19 protein-coding genes are annotated in these 26,136 nt (G+C 73.4%); 9 read left to right on the top strand and 10 right to left on the bottom strand.

Translation table 11 applies throughout. The annotated features are described in order from the left end of the window. Window positions 1-41: 41 nt before the first annotated feature. From gabT to OSR43_RS12910, 3 genes are read left to right on the top strand one after another with little or no spacing between them, the layout of a single operon-like run. Window positions 42-1,391 carry a 4-aminobutyrate--2-oxoglutarate transaminase gene (gene gabT / locus OSR43_RS12920; RefSeq protein WP_302266974.1) on the top strand — a complete coding sequence of 450 codons (1,350 nt, stop codon included), beginning with the start codon at window positions 42-44 and terminating at the stop codon, window positions 1,389-1,391. Continuing rightward, complete coding sequence (locus OSR43_RS12915) at window positions 1,388-2,671, top strand: Glu/Leu/Phe/Val dehydrogenase (protein ID WP_302266973.1); 1,284 nt, start codon at window positions 1,388-1,390, stop codon at window positions 2,669-2,671. Before gabT ends, OSR43_RS12915 begins: the two co-directional genes overlap by 4 nt. After that, window positions 2,668-4,080, top strand: a complete 1,413-nt coding sequence (locus OSR43_RS12910) for an NAD-dependent succinate-semialdehyde dehydrogenase (protein WP_302266972.1) — start codon at window positions 2,668-2,670, stop codon at window positions 4,078-4,080. The genes OSR43_RS12915 and OSR43_RS12910 overlap by 4 nt, the downstream gene beginning before the upstream one ends. A 126-nt stretch (window positions 4,081-4,206) precedes the next feature. Here the strand turns inward: OSR43_RS12910 and OSR43_RS12905 are convergent, their stop codons facing one another. From OSR43_RS12905 to OSR43_RS12875, 7 genes are all read right to left on the bottom strand, one after another. Then, window positions 4,207-6,354, bottom strand: a complete 2,148-nt coding sequence (locus OSR43_RS12905; RefSeq protein WP_302266971.1) for an ATP-binding protein — start codon at window positions 6,352-6,354, stop codon at window positions 4,207-4,209. Between the two features lie 151 nt (window positions 6,355-6,505). Beyond that, the gene (locus tag OSR43_RS12900) at window positions 6,506-7,957 is read right to left on the bottom strand and encodes an NAD-dependent succinate-semialdehyde dehydrogenase (protein WP_367891495.1); all 1,452 of its coding nucleotides are present in this window, start codon (window positions 7,955-7,957) and stop codon (window positions 6,506-6,508) included. Further along, window positions 7,954-8,922: an agmatinase gene (gene speB, locus OSR43_RS12895; protein ID WP_367891494.1), complete on the bottom strand. Its 969-nt coding sequence runs from the start codon at window positions 8,920-8,922 to the stop codon at window positions 7,954-7,956. The genes OSR43_RS12900 and speB overlap by 4 nt, the downstream gene beginning before the upstream one ends. Then, on the bottom strand, window positions 8,919-9,290 hold the full coding sequence (locus tag OSR43_RS12890) for a cupin domain-containing protein (protein ID WP_302266968.1): 372 nt from the start codon (window positions 9,288-9,290) through the stop codon (window positions 8,919-8,921). The genes speB and OSR43_RS12890 overlap by 4 nt, the downstream gene beginning before the upstream one ends. Continuing rightward, window positions 9,287-10,927: a N,N-dimethylformamidase beta subunit family domain-containing protein gene (locus OSR43_RS12885; protein ID WP_302266967.1), complete on the bottom strand. Its 1,641-nt coding sequence runs from the start codon at window positions 10,925-10,927 to the stop codon at window positions 9,287-9,289. Before OSR43_RS12885 ends, OSR43_RS12890 begins: the two co-directional genes overlap by 4 nt. 13 nt (window positions 10,928-10,940) lie before the next feature. Next, entirely contained in the window at window positions 10,941-13,511 is a 2,571-nt protein-coding gene (locus OSR43_RS12880) for a CehA/McbA family metallohydrolase (RefSeq protein WP_302266966.1), read from the bottom strand. Continuing rightward, the gene (locus tag OSR43_RS12875) at window positions 13,505-15,028 is read right to left on the bottom strand and encodes an APC family permease (RefSeq protein ID WP_302266965.1); all 1,524 of its coding nucleotides are present in this window, start codon (window positions 15,026-15,028) and stop codon (window positions 13,505-13,507) included. Before OSR43_RS12875 ends, OSR43_RS12880 begins: the two co-directional genes overlap by 7 nt. A 302-nt stretch (window positions 15,029-15,330) precedes the next feature. Here OSR43_RS12875 and OSR43_RS12870 point away from each other — a divergent pair, with 302 nt between their 5' ends. Beyond that, on the top strand, window positions 15,331-16,221 hold the full coding sequence (locus OSR43_RS12870) for an Lrp/AsnC family transcriptional regulator (RefSeq protein ID WP_302266964.1): 891 nt from the start codon (window positions 15,331-15,333) through the stop codon (window positions 16,219-16,221). Window positions 16,222-16,239: 18 nt separating this feature from the next. On the opposite strand, the gene OSR43_RS12865 is transcribed toward OSR43_RS12870, so the two are convergent. Continuing rightward, window positions 16,240-16,947 carry a cache domain-containing protein gene (locus OSR43_RS12865; protein ID WP_302266963.1) on the bottom strand — a complete coding sequence of 236 codons (708 nt, stop codon included), beginning with the start codon at window positions 16,945-16,947 and terminating at the stop codon, window positions 16,240-16,242. After that, entirely contained in the window at window positions 16,944-17,690 is a 747-nt protein-coding gene (locus OSR43_RS12860) for a FadR/GntR family transcriptional regulator (protein ID WP_302266961.1), read from the bottom strand. Before OSR43_RS12860 ends, OSR43_RS12865 begins: the two co-directional genes overlap by 4 nt. Window positions 17,691-17,812: 122 nt before the next feature. Here OSR43_RS12860 and OSR43_RS12855 point away from each other — a divergent pair, with 122 nt between their 5' ends. The 5 genes from OSR43_RS12855 (at window position 17,813) to OSR43_RS12835 (ending at window position 23,266) form a co-directional block, all read left to right on the top strand. After that, complete coding sequence (locus OSR43_RS12855; protein WP_302266960.1) at window positions 17,813-18,898, top strand: ABC transporter ATP-binding protein; 1,086 nt, start codon at window positions 17,813-17,815, stop codon at window positions 18,896-18,898. 90 nt (window positions 18,899-18,988) lie between these two features. Continuing rightward, a complete protein-coding gene (locus OSR43_RS12850) occupies window positions 18,989-20,170 on the top strand; it encodes an extracellular solute-binding protein (RefSeq protein ID WP_302266959.1) in 1,182 nt (393 codons plus the stop codon). A 2-nt stretch (window positions 20,171-20,172) separates the two neighbouring features. Further along, complete coding sequence (locus OSR43_RS12845) at window positions 20,173-21,093, top strand: ABC transporter permease (protein WP_302266958.1); 921 nt, start codon at window positions 20,173-20,175, stop codon at window positions 21,091-21,093. Further along, entirely contained in the window at window positions 21,093-21,893 is an 801-nt protein-coding gene (locus OSR43_RS12840) for an ABC transporter permease (RefSeq protein ID WP_302266957.1), read from the top strand. The genes OSR43_RS12845 and OSR43_RS12840 overlap by 1 nt, the downstream gene beginning before the upstream one ends. 29 nt (window positions 21,894-21,922) lie before the next feature. After that, window positions 21,923-23,266, top strand: coding sequence for an NAD-dependent succinate-semialdehyde dehydrogenase (locus OSR43_RS12835; protein ID WP_302266956.1), 1,344 nt, complete (start codon window positions 21,923-21,925; stop codon window positions 23,264-23,266). Between the two features lie 104 nt (window positions 23,267-23,370). Here the strand turns inward: OSR43_RS12835 and OSR43_RS12830 are convergent, their stop codons facing one another. After that, window positions 23,371-26,061 carry a glycoside hydrolase family 3 protein gene (locus OSR43_RS12830; protein ID WP_302266955.1) on the bottom strand — a complete coding sequence of 897 codons (2,691 nt, stop codon included), beginning with the start codon at window positions 26,059-26,061 and terminating at the stop codon, window positions 23,371-23,373. Window positions 26,062-26,136 lie beyond the last annotated feature (75 nt).

The raw sequence follows: 26,136 nt of genomic DNA, 5'->3' as shown, positions 1-26,136 counted from the left end.
CCGGGCGGAGGCTGGAGCCCCACCGACAGAAGGGCACCGCCATGACCACCCAGCCCCCGAGCACCGCCGGCGTGACCCAGCACCGGGCGCTCGTCACCGACCTCCCCGGCCCCCGCTCGCGCGCGCTGATGGAGCGCAAGACCGCCGCCGTCGCGGCCGGCGTCGGCACCACGATGCCGGTCTTCGCCGCGAGGGCCGGGGGCGGTGTGGTGGTCGACGTGGACGGCAACCACCTCATCGACCTGGGCTCCGGCATCGCCGTCACGACCGTGGGCAACAGCGCCCCGCGGGTGGTCGAGGCGGTGCAGCAGCAGGTCGCGGCGTTCACGCACACCTGCTTCATGGTCACGCCGTACGACGGGTACGTCGCCGTCGCGGAGGCCCTCAACCGGCTCACCCCCGGCGACCACGCCAAGCGGACCGCGCTGTTCAACTCCGGCGCCGAGGCGGTCGAGAACGCCGTCAAGATCGCCCGGGTGGCCACCGGCAAGGACGCGGTCGTGGTCTTCGACCACGCCTACCACGGTCGCACCAACCTCACGATGGCGATGACGGCGAAGAACATGCCGTACAAGCACGGGTTCGGACCGTTCGCGCCCGAGGTCTACCGCGCTCCGCTGTCCTACCCCTTCCGCGACGGCAAGGAGGTCGACGGCCAGGCCGCCGCCGCCCGCGCGCTGGACGTGGTGGAGAAGCAGGTCGGCGCGGAGAACCTCGCCGCCGTGGTGATCGAGCCGATCCAGGGTGAGGGCGGCTTCATCGAGCCGGCGACCGGGTTCCTGCCGGCGCTGGCGGCATGGTGCCGGGCCAACGACGTCGTGCTCGTCGCGGACGAGGTGCAGACCGGGTTCGCCCGCACCGGCGACCTGTTCGCCTGCGACCACGAGGGCGTCGTGCCCGACCTCATCGTCACCGCCAAGGGCATCGCCGGCGGCCTCCCGCTCTCGGCCGTCACCGGACGGGCCGAGCTGATGGACGCGGTCCACGCCGGTGGGCTCGGCGGCACCTACGGCGGCAACCCGCTCGCCTGCGCCGCCGCCCTGGCCGCGATCGAGACGATCGAGGCCGAGGACCTCGTGGGCCGCGCGCGGGAGGTCGAGCGGCTGATGAAGGACCGGCTGCACCGCCTGCAGGCCGACGACGCCCGCATCGGCGACGTCCGCGGACGCGGGGCGCTGATCGCCGTCGAGCTCGTCGAGCCCGGCACCACGACGCCGGACCCGGTGCTGACCCGCGAGCTCGCCGCCGCCGCGCACCGCGCCGGCGTCATCGTGCTGACCTGCGGCACCTACGGCAACGTGCTGCGGTTCCTGCCGCCGCTCGCGATCGGCGACGACCTGCTCCACGAGGCGCTCGACGTCCTCGCCGACCTCCTGGCGGGCACGCGGTGAGCACGGGGTCGGCCGTCGCGGAGCCGACGGGCACGAGCGTCGCCGGCCCGCTCGGCGAGGCCCGGGCCCAGCTGGCCGAGGCGGCCGCGATCCTCGGCTACGACGCCGCGGAGACGGCGGTGCTGGCCGCGCCCCGGCGCGAGGTGACGGTCAGCATCCCCCTGCGCCGCGACGACGGCACGACGGAGGTCCTCACCGGGCACCGGGTGCAGCACAACCTGTCCCGCGGTCCCGCGAAGGGCGGCCTGCGCTACAGCCCGGACGTCGACCTCGACGAGGTCCGCGCCCTCGCGATGTGGATGACCTGGAAGTGCGCGCTGCTCGACGTGCCCTACGGCGGCGCCAAGGGAGGGGTCGTGATCGACCCGCGGCAGTACTCCACCGCCGAGCTCGAGCGCGTCACCCGCCGCTACACCTCCGAGATCATGCCGATGATCGGTCCCACCCGGGACATCCCCGCTCCCGACATCGGCACCGACGAGCAGACGATGGCCTGGATGATGGACACCTACTCGGTCGCCAGCGGCCACACGGTGCTCGGCGTCGTCACCGGCAAGCCGATCAGCCTCGGGGGATCCCTGGGCCGGGCCAGCGCCACCTCCCGGGGTGTCGTCTACACCGCGCTCGCCGCGCTGCGCCACCTCGCGATCGACCCGGCGTCCGCCACCGCGGCGGTGCAGGGGTTCGGGAAGGTCGGCCGCGGCACCGCCCGCTTCCTCGACGAGGCGGGCGTCCGGGTCACCGCCGTCAGCGACCAGTACGGCGCGGTGTGGTGCGGCGGCGGGCTCGACCTGCCCGCGCTGGAGGACCACGTGGACCGCACCGGCTCGGTGACCGGTTGGTCCGGCGCCGAGCCGGTCGAGAACGACGTGCTGCTCGCGCTCGACGTCGACCTGCTCGTGCCTGCCGCGATCGAGGGCGTGATCCACCGCGGGAACGCTGCCGCCGTCCGGGCGCGTGTGGTGGTCGAGGGCGCCAACGGCCCGACCACCACCGAGGCCGACCGGCTGCTGGAGGAGCGGGGCGTCCTGGTCGTCCCGGACATCCTCGCCAACGCCGGCGGCGTGGTCGTGTCGTACTTCGAGTGGGTCCAGGCCAACCAGGCCTACTGGTGGAGCGAGGCGGAGGTCGAGGCACGCCTGGCCGACCGCATGGCCGGCGCCTGGCAGGACGTCCTGGCCGCCTCCCGGCAGCACGACTGCTCGCTCCGCACCGCCGCCACCTGCCTCGCCGTACGACGCGTCGCCGAGGCTCACCGTCAGAGAGGGCTCTACCCGTGACCACCACCCCCACCACCGGGCCTGCCCCGGCCGGCACGTTCGCCGTCGAGGACCCGGCGACCCTCGAGGTCGTCGACCACGTCCGTGACCATGACCTGGCCGACGCCCGCTCCGCGGTCGACCGGGCGGCCGCGGCGCTTCGACCCTGGGCGGGGCTCGCCCCCCGCGTCCGGTCGGAGGTGCTGCGCCGCGCGCACGAGCTGATGCTGCGGGACCGCGACCGGCTGGCCGGGCTGATCGCGGCGGAGAACGGCAAGTCGCTCGTCGACGCCGCCGGCGAGGTCACCTACGCCGCCGAGTTCTTCCGCTGGTTCGCCGAGGAGGCCGTCCGCCCGGGCGGTGACTACGGCGAGTCGCCGGCCGGAGGCACGCGCACGGTCGTCCGGCACGTCCCCGTCGGCGTCGCGGCCCTGGTGACGCCGTGGAACTTCCCGGCCGCGATGGCCACCCGCAAGCTGGCGCCCGCCCTCGCGGCCGGCTGCACGGTCGTGCTCAAGCCGGCCGCGGAGACCCCGCTGACGGCGCTCGCGGTGGCCCGCCTGCTCACCGAGGCAGGTGCGCCCGACGGCGTGGTCAACGTGGTGCCCACCACCGACGCGGCCGGGGTGGTCGGTGCCTGGCTGGCCGACGAGCGCGTCCGCAAGATCTCCTTCACCGGCTCCACGGCCGTCGGCCGGCTGCTGCTGCGGCAGGCCGCCGACCGCGTCGTCAACGCCTCGATGGAGCTCGGCGGCAACGCCCCGTTCATCGTCACCGAGGACGCCGACCTCGACGCCGCCGTGGCCGGCGCCATGGTCGCCAAGTTCCGCAACGGCGGTCAGGCCTGCACCGCCGCCAACCGGTTCTACGTCCACAGCGACGTCGCGTTCGACTTCACCGCGCGCATCGTGGCCGAGGTCGAGAAGCTGACGACGGGGCCCGCGGCCGACGGGTGCGCGATCGGTCCGCTCATCAGCCGTGCGGCCGTCGAGCGGGTGGAGCGCGCGGTCGCGGACGCCGTGGCCGAGGGTGCGCGCGTGGCCGGCCGGGGCGCACTGCCCGAGGCGCCGGGTCACTTCGTCGCGCCCACGGTCCTCGCCGACGTGCCGGCCGGGGCGGCCATCATGCGCGAGGAGATCTTCGGGCCGGTGCTGCCGATCACCACCTGGTCGGAGGAGGCGGACATGGTCGACCTGGTCAACGACACCGAGTACGGCCTCGCCGCCTACGTCTACGCGGGCGACCTCGGGCGCGCCATGCGCCTGGGCGAGCAGGTCGAGGCCGGGATGGTCGGCGTCAACCGAGGCCTGGTCTCCGACCCGGCGGCACCGTTCGGCGGCTTCAAGCAGAGCGGTCTGGGCCGCGAGGGCGCGCGGGACGGCCTCCGGGAGTTCCAGGAGACGCAGTACCTCTCCGTCGACTGGCCCTGACCGACCGACGCGGACCGGGTGCCCGCCCCACCGGGCCGAGGCCCGGGGGAGCGGTCACCCGGCCCCGGCGAGCGGCAGCCGGACGGTCGGGTGCCCGCCCCACCGGGCCGAGGCCCGGGGGAGCGGTCACCCGGCCCCGGCGAGCGGCAGCCGGACGGTGACGGAGGTGCCGACTCCCGGCCGGGAGTCGAGCACGACGGTGCCGTGGTGCTGCTCGACGATGGCCCTGACGATGCTCAACCCCAGGCCGGTCCCCTGGATCGCGTGCTCGTCGGCGGCCGACGACCGGTAGAACCGCTCGAACACGGCCTGGTGGTCGGCGGCCGGGATCCCGAGGCCGGTGTCGAGCACCACGATCCGGGCCGCGTGCGGTGCGGAGGCCCGGCCGCCGGCGGGCGAGGCCGTCCCGTCGCCGTCCTCGGCCGCCGCCGGCGGCGGGTCGAGCTCGACCCTCAGGTCGACGGATCCCCCGTCCGGCGTGAACTTGACGGCGTTGCCCAGCAGGTTCACGACGACGCGCTCGAGCATCTCCCGGTTGCCGCGCACCGGCACCGGGGTCCGTGGCGTGCCGAGCCGCACCTCGAGCGCGCGCTCGCCGACCTGGCTGCGCAGGTGGTCGTGGGCGGCGGTGGCGACGTCGTTGAGGTCGACCACCTCGGTGGCGACCGGCTCGGTGGCCGCCTCGGCACGCGACAGGGTGAGGAGGTCGTCGACGAGGTGGCGCAGCCGGTGGCTGTTGCGCTGGATCCGTTCCACCGCCCGGACCTGGGGGACCGGCATGTCCCCGAGCTCCCCGTCGAGCAGCAGCTCGACGTACCCGGCCACGTTGGTGATCGGCGTCCGCAGCTCGTGGCTGACGGTGGAGACGAGGTCCTGCTTGACCTTGTCGGCGGCGCGGAGGGCCTCCACCGAGGCCCTCTCGCGCTCGAGCGCCTGCTCGAGGGCCCGCTGGGTCGTGATCCGGTCCGTGGAGTCCTCGCCGCTGGCGATGTAGCCGACGAGCCGGCCGCTGTCGCTCATCGCGCTGATGGTGAGGGAGATGGCCCGGTCGCCGCCGTCGCGGTGCAGGAACAGCCAGTCCGACCGCCTGCCACTGGTGATCTGCGCGGTCACGGCGCGCAGGTAGGTCTCGGCGTGGGTCTCGGTGCCCGACGGGCCGGCGTCCTCGCCGAGGGCCTCCGCATGGCGGGCCACCTCGGCCGGGGAGTGCAGGGTCGAGGAGTGGCGGCCGAGGACGGCGTCCGGCGCGAAGCCGAGCGCCTGCTGGGCGCCGGGACTGTAGTGCGTGATCGTCCCGGACGGGTCGGTGGCGATGAACACCGTGCCGGTGGCGGAGTCGAGCATCCGCGTCACGGTGGTGGCCGCCCGCGTGGCCTGCCTGGTCACCGTCACCAGCCTCTCGACGGTCAGCGCGAGGGGGATCAGCAGGTAGCAGATCGAGGCGATGAACATGTAGACGAGCAGGGGCGTAAACGGGCTCGGATCGCTCGCGCTGCCCAGGGCGAACGGGCCACGCCCGGCCAGGGTCGAGAGGAAGGCGGCGCCGGAGGCGAGCGCGACCTGGAGGTGGGTCTCGGGGGCACGGGCACGGATCGCCGCCCAGCCCAGGATCGGGAACACCAGAAAGCCCACCGGAGGCGTGCTCGGGAAGGCGAAGATGCCGGCGAGGAAGACGAGGAGCATCGACCGCTGGGCCCACAGCTCCACGCTGTGCGCCAGTCGCCAACCGCCGGCGGACCGCAGCCAGAAGGGGATCGTGACCAGCTGCGCGGTGCTCGCGGCGAAGAAGGCGATGCCGGCCGTCAGCAGGACCTGCGCGGGGTCGCCGCGGTCGGCGGCGACCGCGGCCGCCGCCGTCAGGGCGGCGCACAGCAGGCCGGAGAGGGCCGTGACGCCGTGGTAGGCGTCGACCTCGCCCTCGTTGAACCGTCGGTAGGCGGCCGTGCCCGGCCGCACCCACCTGGCCGTCACCAGCGCGGGGACCGTCACCGCGAGGCTCCCCACCAGGCCGAGGAGCGGCCCGACGTCGTAGACGACGCCCAGGACCAGTCCGAGCCCGACCGTCTGGGCTGCGAGCCAGGCGAGCGTCGTGCGCCGGCCGGAGCCACCGACGGTGAGGAACAGGAGAGCGGCGAGGCCGACGCCGGGCCACCCGGCGTACGACGTCACCTCCCACCGCTCCACCGTCTCGAGGCTGGGCAGGGCGCTGCACGCGAGCAGCAGCGCCAGGAGGGTCGGCGGGAGCAGGGACGCAGGTCGGGGGTGCGGGATCACGTGGCCTTCCCGTGGTGCGGCGCGAGGTCGCGCCGGCTGCGGAGCAGTACCCGGTTCATCGGCAGCGTGGACGCGGCCCTGAGCCACCCCGAGCGCGGCCGGGCGAGCACGCCGCGGGAGCGGCCGGCCACGACGACCGCTCCCGCCGGGGTCAGCGCACGGTCCGGATGAGCTTCTTGTTGACGAACTCGTCCATGCCATGGCGTCCGAGCTCGCGGCCGAAGCCCGACCTCTTGACGCCACCGAAGGGCAGCTCGACGCCCTCGACCAGCACGCCGTTGACGAACACCATGCCGACGTCGAGGCGGTCCGCGACCCGCTCGGCCTGCTCGGCGGAGGTGGTGAAGACGTACGAGCCGAGGCCGTAGGGGGTGTCGTTGGCGAGGGCGACCGCCTCGTCCTCGGAGTCGACGCGGAAGACAGTGGCCACCGGGCCGAAGAGCTCCTGGTGGTAGGCGTCGTTGTCCGGGGTGACCCCGGTGAGGACCGCCGGCGGGAAGTGCGCCCCGCGCCGCTCGCCACCGGTGACCAGTCGTGCGCCCTGGTCGACCGCGGCCCGGACCTGGGCGTCGAGGCGCTCGGCCGCCGCCTCGGAGGAGAGCGGCGCGATGCCGTCGGCGGCGGCGAGGAGGGCGGCGGTGAAGCGCTGCACGAACGGCTCGTAGAGGTCGCCCGCCACGATGAACCGCTTGGCCGCGTTGCAGGCCTGGCCGGTGTTCTCGAGCCGGGCGGCGACGGCCTGGTCCACGACCGGGTCGAGGTCGTCGGTCGAGAGCAGGAGGAACGCGTCCGAGCCGCCGAGCTCCAGCACGACCTTCTTCAGGTTCCTGCCCGCCGTCGCGGCGACGGCGGCGCCCGCGCGCTCGGAGCCGGTGAGCGAGACACCGGCCAGGCGCGGGTCCTCGATGATGGCGGTGACCTGGTCGTCGGTGGCGTTGAGGTTCGTGTAGGCACCGCGGGGCAGGCCCGCGTCGGCGAAGACGTCCTCGAGCGCCGCCGCGGACCCGGGGCACTGCGGCGCGTGCTTGAGCAGGATCGTGTTGCCGGCGGCGAGGTTCGGGGCGGCGAAGCGGGCGACCTGGTAGGCGGGGTAGTTCCACGGCATGATGCCCAGCAGGACGCCGTACGGCGCGCGCCGCACCAGCGCCGTTCCCTCGCCCTCGAGCACGGGGATCGGCTCGTCGGCGAGGAAGTCCGCGGCGTTGTCGGCGTAGTAGCGGTAGATCGCGGCGCTGAACTGCACCTCGCCGACCGCCTCGTCGTGCGGCTTCCCCATCTCCCGCGTGATGATCCGGGCGAGGCCGTCGGCACGCTCCTCGTGCAGGTCGGCGACGCGGTGCAGGAGCGCCGCCCGCTGGTCGACGGAGGTCTCCCGTCCCCACGCCCTCCCCGCGGCGGCGGCCCGGGCGAGGGCCGACTCGACCTCGAGGTCGGTGGCGGTGGGGAAGGTGCGGACGAGCTCCCCGGAGGCGGGGTCGGTGACGGCGTACAGCGCAGCGCCGGTAGCGGCGGCGTCGGAGTTCACGAAGGGGTCCTCGGGCGGTGGGTCGGGAGTTCGGGCGGTGTCGGCGGGCGGTGCCGGCGGGCGGTGGGTGGTGGTCACGCCCGCCGCTGCAGGGTCATCAGGGTGAGGAGGTCGTAGGCGACGTGCGACGCGGCGACCCCGGTGAGCTCGGCGTGGTCGTAGGCGGGGGAGACCTCGACGACGTCGGCGCCGACGAGGTGGAGCCCGCGCAGGCCCCGGAGGATCTCGAGGAGCTCGCGGCTGGTGAGGCCGCCGGCCTCGGGCGTGCCGGTCCCCGGTGCGTGCGCGGGGTCGAGCACGTCGATGTCGACCGAGACGTACAGCGGTCGGTCGCCGACCCGCGAGCGGAGCCGGTCGACGATCTCCAGGACGCCCTGGTGGTAGACGTCGCTGGCGGTCAGGATCCCGAACCCGAACCGTCGGTCGTCCTCGAGGTCCTTCTTGCCGTACAGCGGGCCGCGGGTGCCGACGTGGCACAGCGCCTCGGTGTCGACCAGGCCCTCCTCGACGGCGCGGCGGAACGGCGTCCCGTGCGTGTAGCGGGCGCCGAAGTAGGTGTCCCAGGTGTCCAGGTGCGCGTCGAAGTGGAGCAGCGCGACCGGGCCGTGGCGCTCGGCCACGTCGCGGAGGAGGGGGAGCGCGATGGTGTGGTCCCCGCCGATCGTGAGCAGGCCCGCGCCGCTGCTGGTCAGGCCGGACGCCCCCGCCTGGATGGCGTCGATGGCGGCCGGGATGTCGAAGGGGTTGGCGATGATGTCGCCGCCGTCGACGACCTGGGCGAGCTCGAACGGCGAGGCGTCCAGCGCCGGGTGGTAGGGGCGCAGCAGCCGGGAGGACTCCCGCACGTGGCCGGGCCCGAAGCGGGCTCCGGGCCGGTAGGAGACCCCGGTGTCGAAGGGGACGCCGGCGACGACCACGTCCGCGTGGTCCACCTGGTCGATCCGCGGCAGGCGGGCGAACGTCGCCGGCCCGGCGTACCGCGGCACCAGGGAGCTGTCGGTAGGCCCCACGGTCCGTGGGTCGGGGCTCGGGTGGGCGGTCATCGCATGGCCACGAAGTACTTGACCGACGGCTCGAGGGTCTCCCACGTGCCGCGGAAGCCGCGCGGGACGACGAACGCCTCCCCGGGCCCGAACTCGCGGCGGGCCCCGGCGTCGTCCCGGACCGCGACCCGGCCGCTGATCACCACGCAGAACTCGGTGTAGGGCCAGGACTCGAAGAAGACCTCCCCGGGCTCGCCCTCCCAGAGCCCGCCCAGGGAGTCGTCGGCGATCTCGACGGCGCGGTACTCCGCCTCGGCCCAGTCGCCGGTGACGCGGTCGTAGCCGGCGGGGTCCGGCACCACCCTGGGGGCGGTGCGGTCGACCGCGCGGACGGCGTCGATGGTCAGGGGGGTCGCGGGGGTCGTCATCGGGTCTCACCCTTCGTGAAGCGGTCCAGGACGTTGCGGACGATTCGGTCGACGAAGGGGTCGCCGACGCGCAGGGCGTTGGACCACTCGGTCGAGCCGCCGTTGAAGACCTCGCCGTCCCCGCGGGTGAAGGCGGCGATCATGCCGGCGCCGCGCATCTGGTTCTCGTGCACGTAGTCGGGGAGGTCGTCGCCGAGCTCGGCGTTGTAGGCGTACACCTCCGCCTCCGGGCCGCCGATGGGGTGCTGGCCGCCGAAGCGGTCCTCCTCGCCCTTGGCGGCCGGGCACATCGCGAGGATCTCGAGGGTCTCGGGGGCGCCGTCCTCGTAGGTCGGGTACGGCAGACCGCGCCGGAAGGTGTACTCGACCGAGTCGACCTCGAAGGCGGCCAGGAACGCCGGCGCCCCGCCGAGGAGGTCGCCGTAGTAGAGGTCGGTCCCCTCGAACGACCAGTGCTCGGGCCGGTAGACCGTGAAGCCGCCGGAGGAGCGCGGGACCGCGGCGCCGTACCGGTTGTAGATGCCGCCCAGCCCGTTGAGCCCGATGGTCGTGGCTCCGGGGCGGCCGACGCTCTTGGCCTCCCAGTTGGTGGTGGCGCGCCGCGGCGTCGTGGCGGCCTCCGGGTCGAGCGAGGGCAGGCGGTAGCAGTACTGGGTCGTGCCGTCCTCGCTCAGCCGGACCTGCCACTGGAAGTTGCCCGCGAAGCGGGCGAAGCCGCCGCCGCGCTCGACGAAGGCGTCGACGACGTCGCGCTGCTCCCAGGTCCAGTACTCGTCGTGGCCCACGACGACGGCGCAGGCGTAGCCGTCGAGGGCGGTCGGGTCCTGGTGCAGGTCGACCTGGGTGAGGTAGTCCAGCTCGTAGCCGGCCTCCTCCGCCCACACCACGAAGCTGCGCTCGTAGGTGGCCCAGAAGGCGTCGGCGTGGTGACGGCTGTAGCCGTTGAACCTGGCCCACTCGTAGGAGTCGTACCGCGGGACCCAGCCGATGCTCGGCGTGTAGGGGTGGTACTCCCGGGGGGCGTCGACGGGCTTGCGGAGCATGCCCCGGCCGATCGGGCGCTGGGTGCTGGAGAGCGGGGAGCCGGAGTCGTTGCGGGGGTCGTCGCCGATGCCGCGGTAGTGGTTGGCGCCGCCCCAGTCGTTGTACGCGCTCAGGGTGCCGGTGGTGAGGACGAGGGCGATGTCGCTGCGCCGGTCGGCGGCGGCGCGCACGACGAAGAAGTGCTCGCGCTCCCAGGTGCCGTGGGGAGTCGTGTTGCGGACGGTGACGAGGAAGAAGCCGGACCGGCAGTCCTCGGGGACCTGCCAGCTGTGGGTGGGCGTCCACCCGCACCCGGCGGCGTAGGCGTCCTCGGGGGTCTCCTGCTGCGGCGCGGTGAGGTGGTGCGCGTGGTGGACCGTGGTGGGCCGGCTGCCGTCGCGGACGATCTCCAGCTCGAACTCCTCCGCGGAGGAGGAGACGTGGAAGGTGACCGTCTCGCCCGGGCTGTAGGAGTACCGGTCGGTGTAGATCCAGGTCTCGGGGTCAGCGGGGTCGCTCGAGGGCCGTTCCGAGGGCCAGCCCTTCGGCGACCAGGCGAAGGCCGGGGCGGGGGTGTTGGTGAGCGCGCTGAGCGTGTCGGGGTTCATCGTCATGGGGGCCTGCTTTCTAGGACGTGCCGGAGGCGCCGAGCCGCGCGTGCAGCGCGGCGGTCGCCTCGTCGAAGGGGCGGGTCAGGTGGGCGAGGTGGTCGGGCTCGCCGTGGCGGTGGCGCACCGCGCCGTGCCAGCGGGTGCGTGCCTCCTCGGTGACGTGGCGCCGTGCTCCCTCGACCATCGCGAGCATCGTGTCGATGACCTCGCGGTCGACGCGCTCCCAGGTGGGTGCGGAGCTGACGTACACCGGCGAGGTGTGGGCGACGACCGGGCGCGCCCAGGTGTCGGTGTGCCGGGCGCCGGCGTCGCCGGACCCGAAGCACCGGGCGAGGAGCCAGTCGGACCCGTCGACGTCGACGGGCAGGTCCAGCAGGTGGGTGCTGGTGCCGGCCTCGACGTGCTCGGTGTGCAGCACCTCGCCGTTGCGGACGACCTCGATGCGGTCGACCGGGAAGATGGTCTCGAGCTCGACGCGCAGGTGCACGGTCGACCGGCCCGTGATCACCGAGCCCGGCGGCTCGTCGTCGACGGTGAGCCAGAGCAGCGGGCCGCTGGACACCATGGTGTCGCCGCGGCGGATGCCGGCGCACCACGCGTCGTGGTCCACCTCGGCGGCCGGGCCGGTGGTGGCGCCGGGGGTCCTGGTCGAGGCGTAGGTGCGGACCAGCCCGACGGGGACCTCGCTGGTCATCTTGTCGGTGCCGCCGACCAGCGGGACCCGGAACCCGGCGTTGAGGTACCGGTAGTACTCCGTCACGTTGTAGTCGTCGTAGGCGATGGTCTCGACGGCGTCGAGGCGTCCGGTGGCCAGGAGCGCCGCCGTCTCGCCGTAGGGCACGGGGAAGTGGGCGAGGACGACGGTGCCGCCCTGGGCGTGGCACTCGTCGGCCCAGTGCGAGAGCGTGGTGGCCAGGCCGCCGCCGAGCTCGTCCTCCTCCGACCCGCCCGTCGACCACGGCATGATCGGCTTCTTCAGGCCCAGCAGGTTGATGTGGCCGAGCATGTTGGTGCGGTTCTCCTGCCCTGCGTACACGACCGTGTGGTGGTCGTGGGAGACGTGCGCGTGCCCGGTGAACTCCTCGGTGCCCGTGAAGTGCTCGCCCCACTGGGCCAGCAGGAGGTTGGCGATGTGCAGGTCCTCGGCCCGCGCCTCGAGCTCGGCGCCGTGCGTGGACATGAAGTGCACGTGGGTGTCGCCGCTGAGGTAGCCGCGCTCGCGGGCGTCGAAGCGGCGCTCGAGGACGAGGTCGAGGTGGCCCTGGTCGGGCGCGATCGTCACGGTCCGGCGGACGGGCTCGTGCTCGAAGCCGCGGACCACCTCGACCTGGACCTCGCCGGCGGGCAGCCAGCCCTCGCAGTCGCCGTCGATCGCGGCGTAGGTGTGGCTGCCGAGTCGTACGTCGCCGCCGATGTCGAGGTTCCACGTGCCGCCGTCGGAGTTGATGTGGGCGTGGTGGCCGTACGGCGCGATCGGGATGCCCTCGAGGGTCTGGAAGCGGATGCGGCACGGCACCGGCCGGCCGGCCGCGTCGCGGACCCGCGTGCGGACCCAGTTCTGGTCGGGCCGGGGGAGGCGGACGGTGCCCCAGTCGAAGGAGAGCACGTCGTGGGCCACGAGGTCGGCCCAGCGGAACTCGCCGATCGGGTGGCCCCCGCGGCGCACGGTGACGGTCGCGGAGGGGGAGGCGGAGATCTTGGTGTACCCGGTGGGCCAGGCCGACGGCCGCGGGGCGCCCCACCCGGCGGGGAGCCCGGCGGCGTCCTGGACGTCGGGCGTGGTCCGGTAGACGTAGGTCGCCGAGCCGCGGTCGACGTCGACCTCCACGGTCTCGTCCACGTCGCCGTCCCGGATGTCGAGCAGCACCTCCCGCGCCACCGTGGTGGTGAAGGGCTCCTCGTCGAGGCGGCTGAGCGTGAGTGCGCCGAGCAGGAGCGTCGCCTCGTCGGCCGTGACCGAGACGGCCGTCAGGTCGGCGTCGGGGCGGGGGTTCTCCAGGGCCCACAGGTAGAAGCGGTAGGGCAGCACGTAGGGAACCTGGGACTGGGGGTCGTCGATGCCGACCAGGCGTGCACCGGCCTGGTCGTACCGGCCGCAGCTGCGGTCCATGAGCACGTGCTCGGCGTCGTTGCGGGCCAGCAGGGGCGTCTGGCCCCAGTCGAGCGGCAGCGGCCGGTCGTCCCAGCGGCGGGGCGTCGGGCCGATCTCGAAGCGCTGGCGCAGCGGGTGGGTGTGGGTCGTCCCGTCGGCGTACTCGAGGGTGTAGGAGCCGACCCGGTCGCCGACGCGGCCACCGCGGTAGAGGTCGGCCTCCAGGACGGCGTGGGCGAAGACCAGCCAGGTGGCCGGCCCGGTGGCCGGGACGCGGGTCGTCGTGCGCGGGTCGACGCGGACGACCGCGCGCTCCGGCGTGCCGAACCGGAAGGGCAGCCCGTGGAGCCGCCGCTCGCCCAGCTCGACGTCGGCGGGGTCCTCGAAGACGTCGACGCTCGCGTCGGCGACGGCGTCCAGGTCGACCGGGCGGTACTCGGGCTCGGGGGAGGCGGGGCCGTGGGAGGCGGGGGAGGGCAGCACGGGGATCACCACGTCCTCGGCTCGTCGGTGGGCTCGGCGACCGGCTCGTCGGCCGGCTCGTGGGCGGGGTCGGCGCCGGCGTCGGTCGTCCCGAGCCGGGCGTAGACCTCCGGGACGCGGGCCCGCAGGTACAGCGCCCGGCCGACGCCACCGACGACGGCGAGGGCGGCGATGGTGAAGAGCGTGGCGTTGACCGCCGGTGTGCCGCCGGAGAAGAGGTCGAAGTTGGCGATGACCAGGACGAAGACGACGGCGAGGGCGACGGCCGCGAGGAGGGGCGCGACGGCCGAGCGCCAGAGGCCGACCTCCGGATGGTGGCGGCGCATGTAGACGACGGCGGCGAGGGCGCACAGCGCCCACAGCGCGATGATCCCGAGGAAGCCCAGGGCGCTGCCCCAGAGCAGCAGGCCGAGGTAGGGGTCGACGTCGAGGGCGACGCAGGCGACCAGCACGACGGCCGCGACGGCGCTCTGCGTCAGGCCGGCGACCCACGGGGACCGGGTGGTGGGGTGCGTGCGGGCGAAGGCGCTGGGGATCAGGCGCTCCCGGCCCAGGGCGAACGCGTAGCGGTTGCTCGCGTTGTGCAGGGCGAGCAGCGCTGCGAAGGCGCTGAGGAGCAGCAGGACGGAGACCAGCTCGCCGACCCATGCGGAGGTGTAGCGGTCGAAGAGCACGACGACCAGGCCGGCGGGGTCCTCGCTGGCCGCGGTGGCGATGTCGCCGACGCCGTACGCCGACACGATGACGTAGGCGATGGCGGCGTAGAACACGCCGATGACGGCGACGACTGCGTAGGTGGCGCGGCGCATGGTCCGCGCGCCTCCCGCGGTCTCCTCGGAGTAGATGACCGTGGACTCGAAGCCCATGAAGGCGCCGAAGATCAGCCCGTACATCGGGCCGTTGGAGGGGTCCAGGACGGTGCTCGGGGAGAACGGCGTCAGGGAGAGCGGACCGGTGCCGCCGTCGGCGAGGATCGCGACGGCCAGCGCGGCGAGCGCGACCATCTCCAGCGTCAGCACGACGGTGAGGACCTTCGCGCTGGCGGTGATGCCGCGGTAGCCGAGGAGCGCGACGAGGACGAGCGCGACCGCACCGTAGAGCCACCATGGTGCGTCGATCCCGAAGACCTGCTCGACGACGTCGGCGGCGTAGAGGCCCAGGGCGCCGTACGTCGAGACCTGCAGCGCGTTGTAGGCCACGATCGCCAGCAGCGCCGAGGCGGAGCCGGGGACCTTGCCGAGCCCGCGGGCGATGATCGCGTAGAACGCGCCGGTGTTGCGGATGTAGCGCATGATCGTCGTCAGCCCGACGGCGAACAGGCCCATGACGGCGGCGGCGACGAGGTAGCCCCCGGGCACGGCCGGACCGCCGACGAAGAAGTGCAGCGGCATCACGGCGACCACGAGGGTCAGCGGTGCGAGCGCCGCCATCGCGGTGAAGACCAGCTCCGGCAGGTTGAGCGCGTTCCGCGCCAGGCCGGTCGTGGCGGTGTCGGATCCTTCAGACCCGCTGTGCAAGGTGTCGGACACGTTCGGCTCCCTCATCGATGTCAAGCCCCGGACGGGTGGCACAGGCGGGCGACGGCTGGCCGTGCCCGATCAGGAGCCGTGTCCTGTGCTGCCGTGATGGCGATCTCACCCGGCAGGCGACGACCCTAGGTAGGCCCCCGTTCCCTGGCAAGCCGTTCGTGCGTAACCAGCGCGTAACGAATCACGATCGGCGCGTCGAACGCGGTGCAAAGGGTCAGTTCGGGCGGCCCGGGGCACTGCTGGGGTACGTTCGGCGCGGCCGTCGTGGTCAAAGTTGCTGACAGAATTTCGGAGGCGCACCCATGGACGCGGTCGACCAGGTCATCGTCGGGCTGCTGAAGTCCGACGGCCGGCTCCCGCACCGGGAGATCGCCCGGCTCTCGGGGATCTCCCGATCCGTGGTCGCCGCGCGCATGCACCGGCTGCTGACCTCCGGCGAGGTCGTCGTCCGCGGCGTCGTGCACCCGGCCGTCCTGGGCCGCAGCTCCCTCGCCCACGTCGGGGTGGCCGTCTCGGGCCGCGCCGATGTCGTCGCCGAGCGGGTCGCGGAGCGGTCCGACGTGCCCTTCGTGTCGCTGACGGCCGGCCCGTACGCCGTCGTCGCCGAGCTGCGGACCGGGTCGCCACGGGACATCGACGAGGCGCTCGCGGCGATCCGGCTCCTCCCCGGCGTGCGGGCGCTCGACACCCTTCCCTACGCCGAGGTCATCCGGGACGTGGTGGGACCGACCGGTGCGGTGGCCACCACGGTCGACGCGACGGACGTGGCTCTGCTACGGGCCCTGCAGGACGACGGGCGCGCGTCGTACGTCGAGCTCGCGGCGGTGGTGGGGCTCTCCCCGGCGGGTGTGCGGCGGCGTGTGGTGCGGTTGCTGGAGGCCCAGGTCGTCCGGGTCGGTGCGCTGGTGCGGCAGTCGGGGGACGACCCGCAGGTCGCGCTCGGGATCGGCATCCGGCTGGGCGGGGGGCACGTGGAGGTGGTCGCCGCGCTCCTCGGGCTGCCGGCGGTGAGCTTCCTGGCGCGCACGTGGGGGAGGTTCGACGCGGTCGCGACGCTGCGGACGTTCACCCCCGGGGCGTTGCTCGAGGCCCTGGACGCCGTGCGGTCGTTGGACGGCGTCGCCGACGTGGAGAGCTGGAGCCACCTGCGGTTCGTGAAGGAGACCTACGCCGCGCCGGCGCTGCAGCCGTGAGCGGCCCCGGGGCCGCCGTCAGTCGCCGAGGTCGACGACCGACAGCGGCAGGCCGTCGATCGCGCGGGTCGCGCGCACGGGGGAGGCGGGGTCGGTCTCCAGCAGGTCGCCGCAGACGTGGCGCCCGCTGTTGCTCGACAGGATCCGGCCGTCGCCGTTGACCACCGCGAGCCGGGTGCCGGCCGCGCAGAGCGCGGGCAGCAGGTGCTCCTCGACGTGCTTGACGGCGATGTCGGCGCCGGCCACGCCCACGAAGCGGCCGCCGGCGTGGACGGGGGTGCTGAAGGTGAGGGTGTACTCCTCGGTGCACAGGTAGTCGACGTAGGGACCGGTCACGTGCCGGTGGCCGGAGTCGCGGGGCACGACGTACCAGGGGAGCGACTCGTAGTCGTAGAAGCCGATGCCGTCGGGGTCGGAGTGGGTGACCAGCCGCTGCACCCGTCCGTCGGGGTCGCGCGCGAACCACTCCAGCCACCAGGGCGCGTCCTCGAGCAGCCCGACGGCCGCCACGAACCCCGCCCCCTGCTCCGGCTGGTCCAGGTCGGCGAGCACCGGGCCGACGAGCGCCTCGACCCCGGTGAGGTCCGAGCGACGTGGTGCGGGTCGCGCCTCGAGCGCGGGCTGGACCGCGGCCGCGATCCGGTCGGCGAGCTCGAGGGCGTGGCCGACGACCTCGAGGACCGCCAGGGTCACCCGGTCGACGTCGGGGGAGTCGTGCAGGGTCATCGGCGGTCCCGGTTGAGTCGGTAGTCGATCAGGCGGGCGGTGGAGTCCGCGACCCGCTGCTCTGCGGCCTCGCGGGCGGCCCGGGGGTCTCGGTTCGCGATGGAGTCCACCACGGCACGGCAGCTGCGCACCATCTGCTCGTGGCTGGAGTCGTCCCCGAAGGCGATCCACAGGAGGGTGCCGAACTCCGCCTGGAGCCGGACCTCCTCGTGGTAGAGCTGCGGCGACTGGGCCGCCGCGGCCACCTCGACGTGGAAGTGGGCGTCGGCGCGCCGGCGTGCGTCGGGCGCGGTGGCGGTGGCGAGCGTGTCGGCCACCCGCCGCAGCCGGTCGAGGTCCTCGGCGCTGGAGCGGCGCGCGGCCAGGGCGGCGCTGGCGCCGCTGATGGCGGCGTAGACGTCACCGAGGTCGCGCAGCTCACTGAGGCTGAAGCCGTCGAGCCGGCGCCGGGCCAGCTCCACGACGCCACCCTCCGGCGTGCGCACGAAGCTGCCGCCCCCGCGACCCCGCCGGGTCTCGATCAGCCCCTCGGCCCGCAGGACGGACAGGGCCTCGCGGACGGTGACGGTCGAGACGCCGAAGATCCCGGCGAGGTCGGTCTCGCCGGGCAGCTGCTCGGCGTCGGGGAGGAGGCCGAGCGCGATCGCGTCGGTCAGGCGGCGGCTCACCAGCTCGGACCGGCTCTTGGACTCCAGTGGCGAGAACACCGCTGCCGACGCCCGGCCGTAGAACTGCACCGCCACGGGACCTCCTCGCTTGTTACCGCTCGATGACGTTTCCGACCATCCTGCCGGAACCTATTGCACTGTGAACTCTGAAGTCATAGGTTAACGCGCCAACCGGACCTGACGAAAGGCCACGACTGATGCCACACCCGACCAGCGCGACCGCGCCGGCCCCCGCGCCGGGCGCCGCCCCGCAGGTCCCTGCGATTTCCCTGCGCGGACTGCGCAAGCACTTCGGCGACGTCGCCGCGGTCGACGGCGTGGACCTCGACATCGCCGACGGCGAGTTCTTCTCCATGCTCGGTCCGTCGGGGTCGGGCAAGACCACGGTGCTGCGCCTGGTCGCCGGGTTCGAGCAGGCCTCGGAGGGCACCGTGCTGCTCGGCGGCGTCGACGTCACCCGGGCCGCGCCGTTCGAGCGCGACGTGCACACCGTCTTCCAGGACTACGCGCTCTTCCCGCACATGAGCGTCCTCGACAACGTCGCCTACGGGCTCCGCGTGCGGGGCCTGGGCAAGAAGGACCGCCGGCAGCGGGCCCAGCAGGCGCTCGACACCGTGCGGCTGGGCCACCTCGGCGGGCGACGTCCCACCCAGCTCTCCGGCGGCCAGCGCCAGCGGGTCGCCCTCGCGCGGGCGATCGTCCTCGAGCCCCGTGTGCTGCTCCTCGACGAGCCGCTCGGCGCGCTCGACCTCAAGCTCCGCGAGCAGATGCAGGTCGAGCTCAAGCAGCTCCAGCGCGACCTGGGCATCACATTCGTCTTCGTCACCCACGACCAGGAGGAGGCGCTCACCCTCAGCGACCGGATCGCCGTCTTCGACGCGGGTCGCATCCAGCAGCTCGGGACGCCCCGCGACATCTACGAGCACCCGACCTCGGCGTACGTCGCCGGGTTCGTCGGCACCACCAACCTGCTCACCGAGGAGGTGTCGAGGCAGCTGCTGGGCGTGGACGGCGAGCACGCGATCCGGCCGGAGCGGCTGCGGCTCACGCCGGCCGGGTCGGAGCCGCCGGCCTCCGGCGAGGTCGCCCTCGGCGCGGTCGTGGTCGAGACGATCTACCTCGGCAGCGCCAACCGGGTGCACCTGCGCACCCACGACGGCGTCGACCTGGTCGCGCTCGAGCCGAGCGACGGCCGGCTCACCGATCCCGAGCACCGCGGCGACTCCGTGACGGTCCGCTTCGCCCGGGCCGACGTGGTCGCGCTGAGCCCCGCCACCTCCTGAGCGCCGAGCGCCCACCCGAGCCCCACCCGAGCCCCACCCGAGCCCCACCGCACGACCACCACACCATCCCCAGAGAAAGCGGAGATCTGCATGAACCCCACACTCCGGCGTGGCCGCGCCACCCTGGCCTGCCTGACCCTCCTCTCGGTCTCCGTCCTGACCGCGTGCGGCGGGGGAGAGGACGACAAGGAGACCGCCGCCGTCGAGGAGGTCGGCAAGATGGAGGGCCAGGTCTCCATCCTCGCCTGGCCCGGCTACGTCGAGGACGGCACGAACGACCCGAAGGTCGACTGGGTCAGCGCGTTCGAGAAGGACACCGGCTGCGAGGTGACCAGCAAGGTCTACGGCACCTCCGACGAGGCCCTCAACCTCGCCAAGTCCGGTGAGTACGACGTGATCGCCGCCTCCGGTGACCTCTCGCTGCGCCTCATCGCCTCCGACGAGGCGCAGGAGGTCAACACCGACCTGATCCCGAACTACGAGAACGTCTACGACTTCCTCAAGAACACCGAGTGGAACACCGTCGACGACGTCAACTACGGCGTGCCGCACGGGTACGGCGCGAACCTGCTGATGTTCAACAAGAAGAACTTCGACACCCCGCCGACGTCGTGGGGCGCGGTCTTCGAGCCCGACCAGCTCGAGGCGAACACCGGCAAGGTGACGGCGTACGACTCGCCGATCTACATCGCCGACGCCGCGCTGTACCTGATGAAGACCCAGCCCGACCTCGGCATCGAGAACCCCTACGCGCTCGACCAGGAGCAGCTCGACGCCGCGGTGGAGCTGCTCAAGCAGCAGCGCCAGCACGTCGGGGAGTACTGGGCGGACTACCTCAAGGAGGTCCAGGCCTTCGAGACCGGCGACTCGGTGGTCGGCACCACCTGGCAGGTCATCAAGAACAACATCAAGAACAAGGACGTCGACGTCGTCCTGCCCGAGGAGGGCGCGACCGCGTGGAACGACACGTGGATGCTCTCCTCGCAGGCCAAGAACCCCAACTGCGCCTACGCCTGGATGGACTACATCCTGAGCCCGGAGGCCAACGCCCAGGCGACCGAGTACTTCGGCGAGGCGCCCAACAGCCCCGCCGCGTGCGAGGAGACCACCGACCCGAAGCACTGCGAGACCTTCCACGCCGGTGACGAGGAGTACGCCGACCAGCTGTGGTTCTGGCGCACGCCGATCAAGGAGTGCCTGGACGGCCGCACCGACGTCGAGTGCACCGACTACTCGCAGTGGACCCAGGCCTGGACGGAGATCAAGGGCTGACCATGGCCACCTCCACCCCCGTCACCGACGGCCGGACCGGCCGGACCACCGACCCCGCACTGCGGGCGCCGGTGGCCCGGCCGGGCTCCCGGCTGCTGCACCGCAGGGTGTGGCTGCGGCTGAGCCTGCTGCTCTCGGCGCCGCTCGCGTGGATGCTGCTCGTCTACGTCGTGGCGCTCGCCGCGCTCCTGATCACCTCGCTGTGGTCCGTCGACAGCCTCAGCAGCGAGATCGACCGCTCCTGGACGCTGGACAACTTCCGCACCCTGCTCGAGAACGAGGTGTACCGCACCGTCGCGGCCCGCACCGTGGGCGTGGCGCTGGCGGTGACGGTGATCGACGTGCTGATCGCGCTGCCGATCGCGTTCTACATGGCCAAGGTCGCCTCGCCGCGGGCGCGGCGGATGCTCGTCGTCGCCGTGCTCACCCCGCTGTGGGCCAGCTACCTGGTGAAGGTGTTCGCCTGGCGGGTGGTGCTCTCGGAGGGTGGCCTCGCCGAGTGGTCGGGCATCGGCTCGCCGGGCTACGGCCTGACCGCCGTGGTGATCGCCCAGTCCTACATCTGGCTGCCCTACGTCATCCTGCCGATCTTCGCGGCGCTCGAGCGGGTCCCCGACTCCCTCCTGGAGGCCGCGGGCGACCTCGGCGCGTCCGGGGGCATGGTGCTGCGCTCGATCGTCATGCCGCTGCTCGTGCCCGGCATCATCGCCGGCGCGATCTTCAGCTTCTCGCTGACCATGGGTGACTACATCACCGTCAACATCGTGGGCGGTGCGAGCCAGATGCTCGGCAACCTGGTCTTCGTCAACGCCGGCGCCGCCAACAACCTGCCGCTCGCCGCCGCCATCGCCATGATCCCCATCGTGGTCATGCTCGTGCTGCTCACCGCGATCCGTCGTACCGGCGCCCTGGAGAACCTCTGATGAACCTCAGCCGGACCGCGCGCCGGACGCTCGCCGCGCTCACCTTCCTCGTGCTGGCGCTGGTCTACCTGCCGCTGCTGGTGGTCGTGGTGAACTCGGTGAACCCCAGCCAGTCGATGACCTGGCCGCTCGACGGCGTGACCTTCGAGTGGTGGAGGCGGGCCGCCGGGAGCGAGGGCGCCCGCGACGCCCTGGTGACCAGCCTGCAGGTCGCGGTGCTCGCCACGGCCATCGCGCTGGTGCTCGGGACGCTCCTGGCCCTCGCGCTGCAGCGCTACTCCTTCTTCGGCAAGCACTCGGTCAACCTGCTGGTGATCCTGCCGATCGCCCTGCCCGGCGTCGTCACGGGCATCGCGCTGAACAACGGCTTCCGCACCATCCTGGGGGTCGACCTCAGCCTCTGGACGATCGTGGTGGCGCATGCGACGTTCTGCATCGTGACCGTCTTCAACAACGTCCAGGCCCGCCTGCGCCGGATGGGCACCAGCCTCGAGGAGGCCTCCGCGGACCTCGGCGCCGGGGTCCTGACCACCTTCCGGCTCGTGACGCTGCCGCAGCTGCGCTCGGCCCTGATGGCGGGCGGGATGCTCGCGTTCGCCCTCAGCTTCGACGAGATCATCGTGACCACGTTCACCGCCGGCAGCGGCGCCAACACCCTGCCGATCTGGATCCTCAACAACATGTTCCGGCCGAACCAGGCACCCGTGGTCAACGTCGTGGCGGTCGTGCTCATCGTCTTCTCCATCGTCCCCGTCTGGCTCGCGCAACGGCTCTCGTCCGACGTCGAAGCCGTCCGCTGACGCCCGCCCGCCACCCCAAGGAGCCCCCCATGCCCGAGTACGCCGTGCTGAACCCCGCCACCGGCGACCTGGTCGAGACCTTCCCGACCGCCACGGACGCCGAGGTCGACGCCGCCGTCGACGCCGCCGCCGCGGCGTACGCCGGCTGGCGGCGGACCTCGACCGTCGAGGACCGCGCCGCCCTGCTCCACCGCGTCGCCGAGCTGCACCGCGAGCGCCGCGAGGAGCTGTCGACCACGATGGTGGAGGAGATGGGCAAGCCCCTCGCCGACGCCGAGGGCGAGGTCGACTTCTCCGCCGACATCTACGACTACTACGCCGACAACGCCGCCCGCTTCCTGGCCGACGAGCCGATCGACCTGGCCGAGGGGGAGGGCTCCGCGCTGATCCGGCGGGCCCCCGTCGGGGTGCTGCTCGGGATCATGCCGTGGAACTTCCCCGCCTACCAGGTCGCCCGGTTCGCCGCGCCCAACCTGGCCACCGGCAACACCATCGTGCTCAAGCACGCCCCGCAGTGCCCGCGCTCGGCGGCGCTGCTGCACCGGCTCTTCCTCGACGCCGGCCTGCCCGAGGGCGCCTACGTCAACGTGTACGCCACACACGAGCAGGTCGAGCGGATCATCGCCGACCCGCGGGTGCAGGGCGTCTCGCTGACCGGCTCGGAGCGTGCCGGCTCCGCCGTCGCCGCGATCGCGGGGCGGCACCTGAAGAAGGTCGTGCTCGAGCTGGGCGGGTCGGACCCGTTCGTCGTGCTCGGCACCTCCGACATGGCGGCGACGGTCGAGGCCGCGGTGGCCGCCCGCCTGGAGAACACCGGCCAGGCGTGCAACGCCGGCAAGCGGTTCATCGTCGTCGACGAGCTCTACGAGGAGTTCGTCGCGCGGTTCACCGAGGCGCTCCTCGCCGCCTCCCCGGGCTCGCCGCTGGTCTCCGAGGCGGCCGCGACCAACCTCGCCGACCAGGTCGCGTCCGCCGTGGGCGGGGGAGCGGCGCTGAGCAGCGCCGGGGACCGGACCGGTGCGTTCCACCCCAGCGGCGTGCTCACGGGCGTCGAGCCGGGCAACCCGGCGTACCGCCAGGAGCTGTTCGGGCCGGTCGCGATGGCGTTCCGGGCCGCCGACGAGGACGACGCGGTCCGGCTGGCCAACGACACCCCCTACGGCCTCGGGTCCTACGTCTTCACCGACGACCCGGAGCAGGCGCGTCGCGTCGCGGACCAGATCGACGCAGGCATGGTGTTCGTCAACGGCGTCGGCCTCGACGCCGCGGAGCTGCCCTTCGGCGGCGTGAAGCGCTCGGGGTTCGGCCGCGAGCTCGGCCGGTACGGCATGGAGGAGTTCGTCAACAAGAAGCTCATCCGCACCGCCGGCTGACTCCGCGGCGCCGGGCCGTTCACTCGGGCGCTCCGCGGAGACCGAACCGTGCCGGGGCCCGGTCGAGGAGTCGACCGGACCCCGGCTCGGTGGGGCGGCCCCGCTCAGCGCACGCGCACGGTCGTGCGCGCGGCAGGGGTGAGGGCGTCGTGCCCGACGAGCACCGGGAGCGGCCCGCGCGGGGTCACCCAACGGTCACGGGCACTGTCCCAGAACGAGAACGCCTCCCGGGGCACCCGGATCGTCACCCGCCTGGACTGGCCGGGCCGGAGCTCGACGCGGGCGAACCCGGCGAGCTGACGGGCCGGGGTCCGGACCTTGCGGGTCGGCAGCCGGCCGACGTACACCTGCGGGACGTCGGCGCCCGCCCGGCCGCCACGGTTGGTGACCCGGACGCTCACCACGAGCGCCGTCCGGTCGCCCTTCGTGACCCGGGCACGGAGCCGGTCGTACCCGAACCGGGTGTAGGACAGCCCGTGCCCGAAGGGGAAGCTCACCTCGGAGCGGGAGAACCCCCGGTAGCCCACGCGCACCCCCTCGCGGAACACGGCGCGACCGGTTGGCGTGCCGGGGACCTGGCGCTCGCCGCGGACGATCGTCGCCGGCAGGTGGCCGGACGGGTTGACCCGCCCGAAGAGCACGTCGGCGATCGCCCGACCCTGCTCCTGCCCGGGGTACCACGCCTGGACGGCACCCTCGACGCGCCCGATCCACGGCCGCACCCTGCTCGGCGCCCCGGTCTCCACGACGACCACCGTCCGGGGGTTGACCCGCGCCACCTGGCGGATCAGCTGCTCCTGCTCCTTCGGGAGCCGGAGGTCCGGTCGGTCGGCGCCCTCGGTCTCGTAGTCGCGGACGACGACGACGGCGGCGTCCGCGGTCCGGGCGGTGCGGACGGCGCTCCGCATCTTCGGCGTCAGCACCGAGGCCGGGTGCCGCCAGAAGAGCCGCACCTGCCCGCCGGTGTACTGGTTGGCGGCGGGCGCGGCGTACTCCACCCGGACCGTGACCTCCTGGCCCTTGCGCAGCCGGACCCGCTTCCCGACCGACGACAGGTCACCGGTGTGCTCGACGAAGAGCTCGCCGTCGAGGTAGAGGCGGGCGTTCCCACGGGCCGTGAGGCCCAGGGAGTAGCGCGCCGTCGCCGGGGCGGTGAGCACGCCCTCCCACCTCGCGGAGAGGTCGCCGAGCAGGGCGAAGTCGCCCACCGGCGAGGGGATCTTCGGCGAGGTGGCGTTGAACCCGCCGAAGTTCTGGAACCCGAAGGCGACGTTGACGTTGGGGTCCACGACCGTGCGGTGCGGGTCGCCCTCGAAGTCGTCGTTGCTCCAGTACTGCGCGGACAGCCCGTTCTCGCGGCTGCCGGCCGCGGGGGCGAGGATCGAGGCCGGCACCGGGTGCGGCCCCGGCAGCAGGTCGCCCTCGGAGATGCCCTCGATCCCGGGGGCGTACCGAACCCGGGTGCGGTCGCCGACCGCTTGGCGGATCCCCTCCAGCGGGCTGACGGAGCGGGTCGGGACCGACACGACCGAGGAGCCCCCGCCCTGGGCGGAGATGTTGTCGGCGTCCGGCCCGATGACGGCCACCGACCGCAGTCCGGTGCCGAGCGGGAGGGCCCGCCCCTGGTTGCGCAGCAGCACCATGCCGCGCGCGGCGATGCGCCGCGCCTGCGTGCTGTTGCGCGCCTTGTCCCACTCGCGGACGGCAGGGCGGCTGTCGAGCAGTCCCAGGCCGACCATCGGCCGGAGGATCCGGCGGGCCATGTCGTCGAGTCGGGCCTGGCTGACCTCGCCCTCGGCGACCGCCGCCAGCAGGCGCTCCCCGAAGTTGGCGCTGCCGGGTCCCTGGTCCCCGGGTTGCTCCTGGTCGAGCCCGTTGTTGGCGGCCTGCACGGTGCTCGGCGTCGCGTTGTAGTCGCTCATGACGAACCCGCGGAAGCGCAGCTGCTGCTTGAGGATCCGGTTCAGCGCCGGGTGCTCGCAGGCGTGGATGCCGTTGAGCCGGTTGAAGGAGCACATCATCGAGCCGGGGTGCGAGCGACGCTGCGCGATCGCGAACGGGCGCACGTAGATCTCCTGGAGCGCCCGCTCACCGACCTCCGCGCTGACGTCGAACCGGTCGGTCTCCTGGTTGTAGGCGAACGGGTGCTTGAGGGTGGCGATGACCGGGCGGGACTGGATGCCCCGGACGACCTGCGCGCCGAGGTCGCCCGACACGAGGGGATCCTCGCCGAACCCCTCGAACGCCCGTCCCCACAACGGCGTGCGGGTGATGTCGAGGGTGGGGCCGAGCAGGACGTTGTGGCCGGTGTCGAAGGACTCCTGCCCCAGGATGCGCCCGTAGCGGCGGGCGGCGCGCGGGTCGAAGGTGGCGGCGAGCGAGGTGCCGGACGGCAGCTGCGTGGTCTCCCGGTTGACCTCGGGGTTGGCGACCCTGACCCCGATGGGCCCGTCGGCCATCGTCTGGGCAGGGATGCCGAGCCGTTCGACGGGGTCGTTGTAGAAGCCGAAGAAGTTGTTGAGCTCGCCCGTGGCGAGGTCGGCCTTCTCCTCGTCGGTCATCTGCGCGACGATCTCGCGGACGCGACGCTCGACGGCGGCCGAGGTGTCCCACCGGGGCAGCGGCGCGGCGAGCCCCGTGTCGGCGGGACGGACGGCGGGTGGCGGGAAGCCGGGGCCGGTGAAGCGCGGCCGTTGGTCGGCCCCGTCGCCGTCGGCCGAGACCGCTGCGAGCGGGGTGGCGACGACGAGGACGGCGGCGAGGGCGGTGCTGAGCGTTCTCGGTTGTCTCCTCATGGGGAGTCCTTGGGCTGGGGGTGCTCGGGGCGCCACGCCCCATGGCCGACACCTGTCGGAAGCGTCACGTGGCGG

The organism is Nocardioides sp. Arc9.136 (genome assembly GCF_030506255.1).
Lineage (GTDB): Bacteria > Actinomycetota > Actinomycetes > Propionibacteriales > Nocardioidaceae > Nocardioides.
This window is presented reverse-complemented; position numbering and strand designations above follow the sequence as displayed.